This is a genomic window from Vibrio sp. bablab_jr001, assembly GCF_016464285.1.
Classification (GTDB): domain Bacteria; phylum Pseudomonadota; class Gammaproteobacteria; order Enterobacterales; family Vibrionaceae; genus Vibrio; species Vibrio fluvialis.
In genome coordinates, this window is record NZ_JACDWZ010000076.1 from 21,887 (window position 1) to 34,575 (window position 12,689).

Sequence of the window (12,689 nt, forward strand, 5' to 3'; positions counted from 1 at the left end):
CGCATAAAGCCCGTTTTTTCACGTGCTTTATGCGGTGTTATTTGGGGCGTGACTTACTATCAACGCGGGTTTCAAACCTTTTTGTCGCCTGTTTACACGATATTTTCTAACAAAAATGGATAAAAACAGGCCACTAAGTATAGAAAAGCAACAAACGATATTTTTTTTGCATTTTGCTGTTGACGCCCACAACGAAAACTCGTTTAATACACCCCGTTGCCTCGATAGCTCAGTCGGTAGAGCAGGGGATTGAAAATCCCCGTGTCGGTGGTTCGATTCCGCCTCGAGGCACCATATTTTAGATGTTGGTGCAACGCACGAGCATGCAACAAGATTAAGTGTGCCGACTTAGCTCAGTAGGTAGAGCAACTGACTTGTAATCAGTAGGTCACCAGTTCGATTCCGGTAGTCGGCACCATTTATCTAAAAAACAATTCCCCCTTAGTTCAGTCGGTAGAACGGCGGACTGTTAATCCGTATGTCGCAAGTTCAAGTCTTGCAGGGGGAGCCACTTTTATCAGTGAGCTTATGATTAAGCTTGTTGAAAGGCCGACTTAGCTCAGTAGGTAGAGCAACTGACTTGTAATCAGTAGGTCACCAGTTCGATTCCGGTAGTCGGCACCATTACAAAAAATCATTCCCCCTTAGTTCAGTCGGTAGAACGGCGGACTGTTAATCCGTATGTCGCAAGTTCAAGTCTTGCAGGGGGAGCCACATTAGAAAGCTCAGTCGAAAGACTGGGCTTTTCTTTTATCTGTCGGTCCTAGATCCGCACCCTGTTACACACGATTGAATCCACGCCACTCTATTTAAACAGCCAGAAAAAAGGCGAGCCTGAGCCCGCCTTATCACGCATAAAAACTTACTTGATGCCCTTTTCCTTTTTGATCAGGTCATAAGCATGTTGAATCTCTTGTGATTTCTCTTTAGCGACATTCATCATTTCTGGAGGCAAGCCTTTGGCCATCAATTTATCCGGATGGTGTTCGTTCATCAGTTTACGGTACGCACGCTTAATCTCTTTGGCGTCGGCGCCGTCACCCACACCTAGCACGGAATAAGCATCTGCGAGACGATCTTTGCTCGAAGCCTGTTGCCACTGACCACCGCCAGCATAGCCTTGTTGCCCCTGTTGACCACCAAATCCGCCACCTTGTTGAAAACGAAACGCGGCTTCCTGCATGCGCAGGCGGCGCTCCAGCTGGTCAGCAGAGAACCCCAGACCTCGCGCGATTTTGTGCAGTACATTGCGCTCACTAGGATGAATATCGCCATCGGCAAACGCTGCGGAGATTTGCAGCTCCAGAAAGAACTGCAACAGATCAAAGCGACCGCCAGTTGAAATGCGGACTTTCTCCAACACTTGTTCCAACGGAAAATCAGCCTCTTTACCTTGGCGAAAGGCATCTTGTGCAGCAAGACGCTGATCACCATGCAGATTCATGCGATCCATCATTACGCTGGCAAGCTGAATTTCTTCTTTAGTGACCTGCCCTTTCGCTTTCGCGACATGGCCCATGACCGCAAAGGCTGCTTTGAAGAATTCTTCCTGACGCTCAGCCTGGCTAGGACCATTGCCAAACCCGCCAGTGCTGAATCCAGCCTGGTTAAAACGACGAGCTTTATCGAACTGATGCCCAAGAAACAGGCCAAAGATTGCGCCAAACGGGCCCCCAAACAGGAAGCCGAAGAAAGCGCCAAGAATTTTGCCAAAAATATGCATTATGTGCTCTCAATCTATGAATTTTTTAGGTGTGCGGTGGTCTGATAGTGCCGGGAGAGTTAAATTCCTTTATGATAGGGAACGCTTTTTATTTGATAAAAATCTCCCAATATCGGACTCAAACAATTTCAACAGGATAGTACAATTCGATGTCACGTTTCTCCCGCACGTTTTTAGCCGCTTCGATTAGCGCCGCGCTCTTCGCGCCTCAGACTCAAGCAGACGCTACGGTGGATGACAGTGTGCAGGAACTGCCCACTATCGATCAATGTTTAGTGAATCAGCCCGACCCAACGAACCCGAATGAACAGCCTATCAATGTCGAAGCGGATAAGCTAGAAGCAATTAATGGCGACCGCGCGACCTATTCCGGCAACGTGGTAGTGGTTCAGGGGAAAAAACATATTCGGGCAGACAACGTCACTTTGCACCAGAAAGATAACGTGGTCGTCGCAGAAGGTAACGTAAACTTCAGTGACGGTCAGGTGAAAACCACTTCCGATAAAGCCACCAATAACCTCACCACCGACCAGATGACACTGGAGAACACCAAGTATAAATTCTTGTGTGAGCCTGGACGTGGTGAAGCAGCCTACGTTTCTAAAACGGGCAAGGCAATGTACGAAATCGAAGATGGTTCAATTACCTCTTGTCCTGAAGGTGACAGCTCTTGGCGCCTTAAAGCATCCAGCATTGACATTAACCAGGACGAAGAACAGGCCACGTTCTACAACCCGCGTCTGGAAGTGCAGAATGTACCTATTTTCTATTTACCATTCCTGACGGTTCCGATTGGTGATACCCGTAAAACCGGTTTTCTCTACCCAACCCTCTCTTACGGCTCACGTGACGGTTTTGAACTAGAAGTTCCTGTCTATTGGAACTTAGCACCGAATTACGATCTGGAAACCACGCTGCACTACATGGACAAACGTGGTACCCAACTGAACTCCGTATTCCGTTACCTGAATGACTTCGGTTCAGGCCGTATAAAATCGGAATACCTGCCTGATGACAAATTGAACCCAGAAGAAGGTAAACGTTGGGGCGTCCAGTACGAACACAGTGGTATCTATCAGCAGGCATGGAAACTGGACGTTGATTATTCGAAAGTCAGCGACATTAACTATTTCTCGGACCTGAGTTCCTCCATTGGTAACCGCGAAGACGGTCAGCTGATTCAGGAAGGTGAAGTGTCATACCGCAGCGCTAACTGGGATACTTCGATTCTGGTACGTCAGTTCCAATTGCTGTTATCTGATTCTACCAGCACCAGTCAGCCGTATCGTCTGATGCCACAACTGTCATTCAACTACTACGCGCCGGAAGTGATGCGCTATCTGGATCTCGATTTGAAATCCCATCTGTCACGTTTTGAAACTGACGCATCAGGCAAACCATCAGCGACACGTTTGCATGTTGAGCCTGGTATGAAGATTCCGCTGGCGACCACCTGGGGCACGTGGACAACCGAAGCACGCGTTCTCGGCACATACTACCAACAGGATCTCAACGGTGTTGACCTGACCGACGAAGACTATCAGGACCTCGAAGAGAGTGTTGCTCGTGTCATTCCTGAGTTCCGCTCTCACGCAGGTATTGTTTTGGAGCGTGATACCGTTCTGTTTGATAACTACACACAGACACTGGAGCCACAGATTCAATATCTGTACGTGCCAAAAGAAGATCAGAGCAATATCGCCCGCTATGACACCACCTTGCTGCAAACCGATTACTACGGCTTGTTCCGCAGCCGTAAGTACAGCAGTGTGGACTATATTGCTCCGGCAAACCAAATCAGCTACGGCGCATCCACTCGCTTTTTCGACGATCAGTATAAAGAGCGCCTGAATATCGCCTTTGGTCAGATTTTCTATATCGATAAGAACTTCAAAGCGACCAGTTCCAGCTCTGATGATGACAGCCAGTCCAGCTATTCAGCCTGGGCGGTAGAAATGGATTTCAACTACGATGACTTCCTCTTCTATCACGGTGGTATTCAGTATGATATCGATACCAGCGCCGTCCAACTGGCCAACAGCACGCTCGAATACCGGTTTGATGGCGGCTTTGTACAAGCGAACTACCGCTACGTTCCCAAAGAGTACATCGAGGACACGGTTAACTTTGATGTTTCTAATCTGACGGAAGATGGTATTTCTCAGGCAGGCCTGCTGACTAGTTACCAGTTGTCGGCCAAATGGCAGTTTAACGGTCAGTACTTCTATGATTTAACCACCGACCAGGCGATTGAATGGTTGGCGGGACTTCGTTATACCTCTGACTGTTGGTATATGGGCTTTAGTTATAGTAATCAGTTGAAAAACTGGGATAAAACTCTTAGCGGCGGCTACAGTAGCTTTGAAGATCCGATTTACGAAAATAACTTCAGTGTTAACTTTGGCATCATCGGCTTCGGCACCAGCGTAGGTGCGGGTTCTGATCTGCTGAGCAGTTCAAGTAACTCTCTGGGTTACGGCCGACCATTCTTCCTGAATAACTGAGTTTCTTAATTACGACCATCCGGCCTGAAGAGTCAGGCCGTTGATTTTGATAGGACTTCTAATGAAATTGTGGAAACACACTCTACTAACGCTAATCGGGCTGCTGAGCATCGGTTCCCTGCACGCACAGCCGATTGAAATGGATCGTGTCGCGGTCATCGTGAACAGCGGCGTTATTTTACAAAGTGATATTGATGCCGCGCTCCTGACCGTCAAAGCCAACGCCAAAAAGAATGGACGTGAGCTCCCGGACGAGGGCGTGCTGCGCGGTCAGGTCGTTGAGAAACTGATTATTGATACGCTACAAGAGCAAGAAGCTGAGCGTATCGGCGTTCGTATCGATGACGATCGCCTCAATCAGGCCATTAATGATATTGCACGTGACAATAAACAAACGCCGGAACAACTGCGAGCTTCAGTGGCTGAAGAGGGACTGACATACCCAGAATTCCGCGAACAAGTGCGCAAAGAGATGGCAACCAGCGAAGCGCGCAACGCTCTGGTTCGCCGCCGTATCAATATTCTGCCGGCAGAAGTCGATACACTGGCCGATCTCCTGGCCAAAGAGACCAACGCGACAGTGCAGTACAAAATCAGCCACATTCAACTTCGTTTTAACGACGGTCAGGATAAATCTGAAGTGGAAGCCCAAGCGAAAAAACTGGTGGATGAACTGAACAACGGCGCGGACTTCAGCAAAATGGCCATCACCTACTCAAAAGGACCAAAAGCGCTGGAAGGCGGTGACTGGGGCTGGATGCGTAAAGAAGAGATGCCAACCATTTTTGCTGATCAAATCAAAATGCAGAATAAAGGTACCATTATCGGTCCATTCCGCAGCGGTGTAGGTTTCCACATTTTGAAAATTGATGACGTGAAAGGTCTGGAAACCGTTGCAGTCACCGAAGTAAACGCCCGTCATATTCTGATCAAGCCAACCATAATTCTCAGCGATGAAGGCGCACAGAAGCAGCTCAACGAGTTTATTCGCCGCATTAAAGCGGGTGAAGCGACCTTTGGCGAACTGGCGCAGCAATACAGTCAAGACCCGGGTTCGGCCGCCCAGAACGGCGAACTGGGTTATCAGACGCCAGATCTGTACGTGCCGGAATTTAAACATCAGGTTGAGACGCTGCCCGTTGGCCAGATCAGCCAGCCATTTAAAACCGTGCATGGTTGGCACATCGTTGAAGTGTTAGACCGCCGTGAAGTCGACCGCACCGACTCTGCGCTGAAAAACAAGGCGTACCGAATTCTGTTCAACCGCAAGTTCAATGAAGAAGCCAGTGCCTGGCTGCAAGAACTGCGTGCAGGTGCATTCGTCGAAATCCTGAAGGATGATGAAGATGGCAATTAAGCGAATTGTGGTCACTGCCGGCGAGCCTGCCGGCATTGGCCCGGATTTGGTGCTGGCCCTGTCCACCGAAGACTGGACGCACCAACTGGTGGTTTGTGCCGACAAACAAATGTTGGCACAGCGTGCAGAAACGTTAGGTATTCAGGTTACGCTATTAGACTACGATGCCAGTGCCGAGCCAAAACCACAGCAGGCAGGCACTCTGGTCGTCGATCATGTTCCAGCAGCTACCCCGGTTATTGCCGGGCAACTGGACGAAAGTAACGGCCATTATGTGTTAAAAACACTAGAAAGAGCCGCTGCGGGCTGTATGAATGATGAATTTGATGCTATTGTCACCGGTCCCGTTCACAAGGGAGTGATCAACCGGGCAGGCGTCGCATTCAGTGGTCATACTGAGTTCTTTGCCGAGCAATCCAACACCCCGTTGGTGGTGATGATGCTGGCAACCGAAGGACTGCGTGTGGCACTGGTGACAACACATATTCCATTGGCTTATGTGTCTAAAGCGGTCACCAGCGAACGTCTGGAAAAGATCATTCACATTCTCCACAAGGATTTGGTCGAGAAATTTGCGATTGAAACGCCTACCATTTATGTATGCGGCCTCAATCCACATGCCGGGGAAGACGGTGTTTTGGGTCACGAAGAAATCGACACCATCACCCCTACCCTGGAAAAATTACGTCAGCAAGATGGCATGCAACTGATTGGCCCGTTACCGGCCGACACCATCTTCAATGACAAATATTTGCAGCAAGCCGATGCTGTTCTGGGCATGTACCACGATCAGGTTCTTCCCGTCCTGAAATATAAAGGCTTTGGCCGCTCCGTGAATATCACGTTGGGTCTGCCTTTTATTCGAACATCCGTCGACCACGGCACCGCGCTCGATTTAGCGGGTACTGGTCAGGCCGATGTGGGAAGTTTTAGAACAGCACTCGCTCAAGCTATTGAATTAGTTGATAAGAAATCATCCTCTTGTCGATGATCTAGAATGTCGAGAACACTATGAGAAACGATGTCCACTTAGGACACAAAGCGCGTAAACGTTTTGGTCAGAACTTCCTGAACGATCCTTACATCATTGATGGAATCGTATCAGCGATTAACCCTAAACCGGGTCAAAACTTGGTTGAGATCGGTCCGGGTCTGGGCGCGATCACCGAACCTGTTGGCCGCGAAGTCGATAAGTTTACTGTGATTGAGCTGGACCGAGATCTGGCTGAGCGTCTGCGTAATCACCCTGAACTGGCCGATAAACTGACCATTCATGAAGGCGATGCGATGCGTTTTGATTTCACCCAGCTGGTGAAGCCAAACAATAAACTACGCATCTTCGGCAACCTGCCATACAACATCTCTACACCGCTGATGTTCCACCTGTTCGAATTTCACAAAGATATTCAGGACATGCATTTCATGCTGCAAAAAGAGGTGGTCAATCGTCTGGCAGCAGGCCCAGGCAGCAAAGCTTACGGACGTCTGACCGTGATGGCGCAGTATTACTGTAAAGTGGTGCCTGTACTGGAAGTGCCACCAACAGCGTTCGTTCCGCCGCCAAAAGTAGATTCTGCCGTGGTACGTCTGGTGCCTTATGAAGTGTTGCCACACCCAACCACCAGCCTGAAATGGCTGGATCGCGTAGTGCGTGAAGGCTTTAACCAGCGTCGCAAAACGGTACGCAACTGCTACAAAGGCTTACTTGAGCTTGAGGTGTTGGAAGAGCTCGGTGTCAATGCTGGCATGCGCCCTGAAAACCTGACCCTGCAACAGTTCGTGGCCATGGCCAACTGGCTTGACGCCAACCACGTGCAACAGGCATAAATACAAAGGATGACCGAGTGTCATCCTTTGTCTATTTTCACGCCTCGATATCCGGATAAGGAGTTTTCATGGATATTTCCAATCCTTGTATCAAGATCCAGGTTCACACCAAATACATCCCTGAGCAATCCAACCCAGAATTCCAGCGTTATGTGTTTGCCTATCTGATCACGATTAAAAATCTCAGCAATGAAAACGTGCAACTGATCAGCCGCCGCTGGCTCATCACTGATTCCAACGGCAAACAGATGACCGTGGAAGGCGATGGCGTGGTCGGAGAACAACCCGTGATTCCGGCCAATGACGAATACACCTACAGCAGCGGTACCGCGCTGGAAACCCCGGTTGGCGTCATGCAAGGCCACTACATCATGCATAATCAGGCAGGTGAGGAATTTATTGCCGATATCGAGCCGTTCCGCCTTGCAGTTCCCAATGTACTGAATTAACGGAGTCTGCATTGTCGAATTACATTGTTGGTGACATTCAGGGCTGCTTCGACGAATTGCAGCTGGTGCTTGATCGGGTAGCGTTTAATCCCGAGCAAGATACTCTATGGGTTGCCGGCGATCTGGTTGCCCGCGGGCCAAAATCGCTCGAAACCCTGCGTTTTATCCGCCAGTTGGGCACATCAGCTAAAGTCGTGCTCGGTAACCATGATCTGCATCTTCTGGCCGTCGCTCGTGGCATTCATCCGATCAAAAAGAAAGATAAAACTCTGCCGATATTAGAGGCAGAGGATGGCCCTGCGCTATTGGAATGGATTCGCCAACAGCCACTGCTGCAAGAGCACGATGAATTTGTCTTGGCCCACGCTGGTATCTCTCCACTGTGGGATTTACCCACTGCCCGCTCGACAGCCAGAGAAATTGAAACCCTGCTACAGAGTGAGCGCTGGGGCTGGCTAATTGAGAATATGTATAGCAATCAACCGGATCACTGGAATGACGAATTCAGTGGTATCGAACGCTACCGCTACATTATTAACAGCTACACTCGGATGCGTTTTTGTTTTGCTGACGGGCGGTTGGACATGAAATGCAAACTGCCCCCGAATGAGGTCACCGATGGCAGCTTGGTGCCTTGGTTTGCACTGCAAAACCGTATTGCACTTGATAAAACCGTGGTGTTTGGTCACTGGGCCGCTTTGGAAGGCTATCGCAGTAGTGACATCATCGGCCTGGATACAGGCTGTGTATGGGGCGGCACATTGACCCTGCTGCGCTGGGAAGACAAAACGTACTTTGAACAACCCGCACTACGCTACGACGATTAAACAGCAAAAAGCCCGGTCTCACCGGGCTTTTTCATTCGCGCACTGACTCACGTTCCAGAATCACAAAATCCATGTCGTATTGGTTTTTCTCATCCGAGTGATAGTGTTCGCGATGAGTTTCCAACCATCCAGTCCCCCAATCCGGGAACTGAGTATCACCGTCAAGATGAGCATCAATCAGCGTTACATACAGCTTATCCGCGCGCGGCAGACATTCTGCGTAGATGCTTCCTCCACCAATGATCATCACTTCTTGTGCCGCTCCCGCTTTGTCCAGCGCAGCATCAATAGAGGTCACTACATCGACACCCTCAATGACCAGATTCGGATCCCGGCTAATCACAATGTTCTGACGACCCGGCAATGGACGGCCTATAGATTGATACGTTTTACGCCCCATCACCACCGGTTTTCCCATCGTACAACGTTTAAACCAGACAAAGTCTGCCGGAAGATGCCACGGCATCTGATTATCCTTGCCGATAATTCGGTCGCTTGCCATCGCGGCAATCATGCTGATGATCATCAATTTCTTCCTAAGCTCGTGCCACCAGGTCGGTGGGATCTATACAATCGGTTTGCGGCGATAGAATAGCAGCCCCGGAACCGCAAGGCCAACCGCCAAGCCCGCAATGATAAACATCGCTTTGAGGAAGTTTTCCAGTAAGGTTTCCAGTAGCTCAGGTGTAAAGCCAAGATGGTTGATCTCAACCATCGCAATCATCGCTTTATAAGCGAAGACTCCGGGCACCATTGGGATGAGCGCGGCCACCGTAAACACTTTAGGGTGAGCGAGGAATTTATGCGACCACTGTACCCCGATCATGCCAACAATGGTGGCAGCAAAGAAGGTAGCCCACTCAATCGGAACGCCAAAGTGCATCATCAGGTAGCGCGAGCCGTGACCAATTGCGCCGCCCAACGCGCAGTATTTCAGTGCCGGAGCCGGCACATTAAACACCAACGCAAACCCCACCGCCGGAATGGCGGCAAAGAACATATCGTTAATCAGTCCGAACAAAAGTTGCCAGCTCAACATGTTACCATCCCCATATTCCGGTCACACTCATCGCCGCGATAATTCCCAGACAAGTGGCTAATGTGAGTAAACTCGCCATGACAAAGCGGGCAATGCCCATATTGATGTAACCTTTGAGCATGTCTGCCACCGAGTTTATCAACGGAAAACCGGGCACCAGCATCAATACCGATGAAGCCATCACAATCGTGGGTTTATTGCCGAGATGATAAATCACCGCTTGGGCGGAAATCACCGAGGTGACAAAAGCGGTTGCGGCAAAGTTAAGCAGAGGGTTGAAATGACGGTGGCCGATTTCCTGACGCACAATCATCCCGACAGAAGAGGCAACAAAAGTAATCGCGAATACGGTCCAGTCACCGCCAGCTAGACGACTGAAAGCAGCGCAGGATAGTCCTATCATCAACACGACCAACCAACGGTTATAGCGTTCAGGGCTGATCGCGTTGAGTTTTTTTTGTGCCAGTGAATGATCGAGAATGCCCTTCTCCATCATGATGCAGATCCGCTGGATCTGAGTCACCACGCGCATGTTGATACCACGATCCGGACAGCGCCGAGTGGTCGTGATGCAGTGTTCCTGATAGACCGTGGTCACGACCAGTGAGCTAGCTGACAATGACACTTCGACTTCGCTCATGCCGCTCGCCAGCCCGATACGACGCATGATGTCGCCAACTAAAGTACTTTCTGCTCCATGGGCCAGCAGCATTTGCCCGGCCTGAGCAATCAAACGAGAAACCGCTCTCTGTTTGGATGCCATGATTCCTTTCCTAACGTCCGACTTACCACAAAAAATGACTCAATAAAAATGTGTGCCCAATAAACGGCACAAGCCAATAGTCTGCATGAAAATAACGCAACGAAACATGATTTAGACACAAAAAAGCCGCAAATACTATGCGGCTCTTGATTATTTCATCAGAAATGAATTATTCGCGGACGTAGATAACGTGGCCGTCATCTTCTTCATCGTCCCAGTCATCCCAGTCGTCGTCATCTTCTTCAGTGATAACATTGCGGCCAGCCATGGCGTCTTTGTGGTAATCGTCCCACATAAACTCCACTTTTTGCTCTTCGCTTAACTCTTCTTCTGCACGAGGTAGAGTTTCCATGAAATCAGCCAGTTCACGACAAAGTTCAGCAGTGCCTTGCTTGTTGACCGCAGAGATCTTGAAGTATGGACCTTCCCACGCCAGCGCTTCTAAGATCTCTTGGATCTTTTCATCCGCTTCTTCTTCAAGCATCAGATCGGCTTTGTTAAACACTAACCAAACTGGTTTTTTCGCGAGCTTTTCACTGTACTGCTCCAGCTCATCCATAATGGTCAGAGCGTTTTGTGCCGGTTCACTGCCATCAATCGGCAGAATATCAATCATGTGCAATAGTACGCGACAACGCTCAAGGTGCTTCAAGAAGCGAATACCCAGACCTGCGCCTTCAGCGGCACCTTCGATAAGTCCTGGGATGTCAGCAACGACAAAGCTTTTCTCAGGTACAACACTCACCACACCCAAGCTAGGGATCAAGGTCGTAAACGGATAATCCGCAACCTTTGGTTTCGCTGCTGATACAGAGCGGATAAAGGTTGATTTACCTGCATTTGGTAAACCCAACATGCCTACGTCAGCAAGCAGCAGAAGCTCAAGACGAAGTTCACGAACTTCACCTTTGGTACCCATCGTCTTTTGACGTGGAGCGCGGTTTACAGACGATTTAAAACGGGTGTTACCCAGACCGTGCCAGCCGCCTTTTGCAACCATCACTTTCTTGCCGTGTTCAGCGACTTCACCCACGATTTCATTGGTGTGAATATCCACTGCGCGAGTACCTACAGGCACTTTCAGAGTAATATCTTTACCGCGCTTACCAGTACAGTTACCACCGCCACCGTTCTGACCACGTTCTGCTGCGTAAAAACGCTGGAAACGATAGTCAACAAGGGTATTTAAGTTCTCATCAGCTTGGATGTAGACATCGCCACCATCGCCGCCGTCGCCGCCGTCAGGGCCACCTTTCGTTACGAATTTTTCACGCCAAAAGCTAACAACACCGTTACCGCCATCGCCCGCTTCGACTTTAATTACCGCTTCATCAACGAATTTCATTACTTACTCCGCATTACTTGCGTTGCAATATCATCACTTACCAATGATATAAATTTTAGCAGAAGTGCCACCGCAATGAACGGTCCAGACCTTCTGCTTGGGAACAGATAACAAGCCGCTCTGCAGCGCAGGGCCTCTTGTTATTGGCTCTTCTCACGTCCAGATAAATAAAAAACCCCACCTAACGGCAGGGCTTTTAAATTCATCGAGAAACTAAACTTATTCAGCTTCGATGCTAACGAATTTACGGTTTTTAGGACCTTTCACTTCGAACTTCACTTTACCGTCAGATAGAGCGAACAGAGTGTGGTCTTTACCGATACCTACGTTAGTACCAGCGTGGAACTTAGTGCCACGTTGACGAACGATGATGTTACCTGCAAGAACAGATTCACCGCCGAAACGTTTAACACCTAGACGTTTACTTTCAGAATCGCGGCCGTTACGAGTAGAACCACCAGCTTTTTTGTGTGCCATTGTTAAACTCTCCTAATAACTTAAGCGTTGATACCAGTGATTTTCACTTCTGTGAACCACTGACGGTGACCTTGTTGCTTGCGAGAGTGCTTACGACGACGGAACTTAACGATTTTAATTTTATCGCCACGACCGTGTTGTACAACTTCTGCAGTCACTTTGCCGCCCTCTACAAGAGGAGCGCCAACTTTCACTTCTTCACCGTTAGCAACCAGCAGAACTTTATCAAATTCTACAGTTGCGCCAGTTTCAACGTCTAATTTCTCTAAACGAAGAGTTTGACCTTCGCTTACACGGTGTTGTTTACCACCAGATTGGAAAACAGCGTACATATTTTACTCCGCTCTTTCCGCACAGCCAATGCTTATATTTTGAGCA

Annotated in this window: 13 protein-coding genes and 5 tRNA genes; 11 read left to right on the forward strand and 7 right to left on the reverse strand. The window is 49.2% G+C overall.

All coding sequences use genetic code 11. From position 1 onward, the window contains the following. Positions 1 to 218: 218 nt before the first annotated feature. From JIG40_RS12195 to JIG40_RS12215, 5 genes are all read left to right on the forward strand, one after another. Positions 219 to 294: transfer RNA gene (locus JIG40_RS12195), tRNA-Phe, on the forward strand. 48 nt (positions 295 to 342) lie between these two features. Beyond that, a tRNA-Thr gene (locus JIG40_RS12200) sits at positions 343 to 418 on the forward strand. A 17-nt stretch (positions 419 to 435) separates the two neighbouring features. After that, positions 436 to 511, forward strand: a tRNA-Asn gene (locus JIG40_RS12205). Between the two features lie 37 nt (positions 512 to 548). Next, a tRNA-Thr gene (locus JIG40_RS12210) sits at positions 549 to 624 on the forward strand. A gap of 14 nt (positions 625 to 638) precedes the next feature. Next, positions 639 to 714: transfer RNA gene (locus JIG40_RS12215), tRNA-Asn, on the forward strand. Between the two features lie 148 nt (positions 715 to 862). Here the strand turns inward: JIG40_RS12215 and djlA are convergent. Next, entirely contained in the window at positions 863 to 1,723 is an 861-nt protein-coding gene (djlA, locus tag JIG40_RS12220) for a co-chaperone DjlA (RefSeq protein ID WP_047460026.1), read from the reverse strand. 149 nt (positions 1,724 to 1,872) lie between these two features. On the opposite strand from djlA, the gene lptD reads away from it, so the two are divergent. The 6 genes from lptD to apaH all read left to right on the forward strand — a co-directional run bounded on the left by lptD (position 1,873) and on the right by apaH (position 8,687). Beyond that, a complete protein-coding gene (gene lptD / locus JIG40_RS12225; RefSeq protein WP_199465390.1) occupies positions 1,873 to 4,227 on the forward strand; it encodes an LPS assembly protein LptD in 2,355 nt (784 codons plus the stop codon). A gap of 61 nt (positions 4,228 to 4,288) precedes the next feature. Then, positions 4,289 to 5,584 (forward strand): peptidylprolyl isomerase SurA, encoded by a 1,296-nt coding sequence (gene surA / locus JIG40_RS12230; RefSeq protein ID WP_171933316.1) that lies wholly within the window; start codon positions 4,289 to 4,291, stop codon positions 5,582 to 5,584. After that, positions 5,565 to 6,575, forward strand: coding sequence for a 4-hydroxythreonine-4-phosphate dehydrogenase PdxA (gene pdxA, locus JIG40_RS12235; protein ID WP_172557947.1), 1,011 nt, complete (start codon positions 5,565 to 5,567; stop codon positions 6,573 to 6,575). Before surA ends, pdxA begins: the two co-directional genes overlap by 20 nt. Positions 6,576 to 6,595: 20 nt before the next feature. Next, a complete protein-coding gene (gene rsmA / locus JIG40_RS12240) occupies positions 6,596 to 7,411 on the forward strand; it encodes a 16S rRNA (adenine(1518)-N(6)/adenine(1519)-N(6))-dimethyltransferase RsmA (protein ID WP_020332688.1) in 816 nt (271 codons plus the stop codon). Between the two features lie 68 nt (positions 7,412 to 7,479). After that, the gene (gene apaG, locus JIG40_RS12245; RefSeq protein ID WP_020332687.1) at positions 7,480 to 7,860 is read left to right on the forward strand and encodes a Co2+/Mg2+ efflux protein ApaG; all 381 of its coding nucleotides are present in this window, start codon (positions 7,480 to 7,482) and stop codon (positions 7,858 to 7,860) included. A gap of 11 nt (positions 7,861 to 7,871) precedes the next feature. After that, entirely contained in the window at positions 7,872 to 8,687 is an 816-nt protein-coding gene (gene apaH / locus JIG40_RS12250) for a bis(5'-nucleosyl)-tetraphosphatase (symmetrical) ApaH (protein ID WP_199465391.1), read from the forward strand. A gap of 31 nt (positions 8,688 to 8,718) precedes the next feature. Here apaH and folA read toward each other — a convergent pair whose 3' ends face one another. The 6 genes from folA to rplU all read right to left on the reverse strand — a co-directional run bounded on the left by folA (position 8,719) and on the right by rplU (position 12,643). After that, complete coding sequence (gene folA, locus JIG40_RS12255; protein WP_020332685.1) at positions 8,719 to 9,213, reverse strand: type 3 dihydrofolate reductase; 495 nt, start codon at positions 9,211 to 9,213, stop codon at positions 8,719 to 8,721. A gap of 39 nt (positions 9,214 to 9,252) precedes the next feature. Then, positions 9,253 to 9,726, reverse strand: coding sequence for a threonine/serine exporter family protein (locus tag JIG40_RS12260; protein ID WP_024373459.1), 474 nt, complete (start codon positions 9,724 to 9,726; stop codon positions 9,253 to 9,255). Between the two features lies 1 nt (position 9,727). Continuing rightward, positions 9,728 to 10,489, reverse strand: a complete 762-nt coding sequence (locus JIG40_RS12265; protein ID WP_020332683.1) for a threonine/serine exporter ThrE family protein — start codon at positions 10,487 to 10,489, stop codon at positions 9,728 to 9,730. Between the two features lie 169 nt (positions 10,490 to 10,658). Beyond that, complete coding sequence (gene cgtA, locus JIG40_RS12270; protein WP_158142407.1) at positions 10,659 to 11,834, reverse strand: Obg family GTPase CgtA; 1,176 nt, start codon at positions 11,832 to 11,834, stop codon at positions 10,659 to 10,661. A 219-nt stretch (positions 11,835 to 12,053) separates the two neighbouring features. Beyond that, positions 12,054 to 12,311, reverse strand: a complete 258-nt coding sequence (gene rpmA / locus JIG40_RS12275) for a 50S ribosomal protein L27 (RefSeq protein ID WP_014205843.1) — start codon at positions 12,309 to 12,311, stop codon at positions 12,054 to 12,056. 20 nt (positions 12,312 to 12,331) lie between these two features. Further along, a complete protein-coding gene (gene rplU, locus JIG40_RS12280) occupies positions 12,332 to 12,643 on the reverse strand; it encodes a 50S ribosomal protein L21 (protein WP_020332679.1) in 312 nt (103 codons plus the stop codon). Positions 12,644 to 12,689 lie beyond the last annotated feature (46 nt).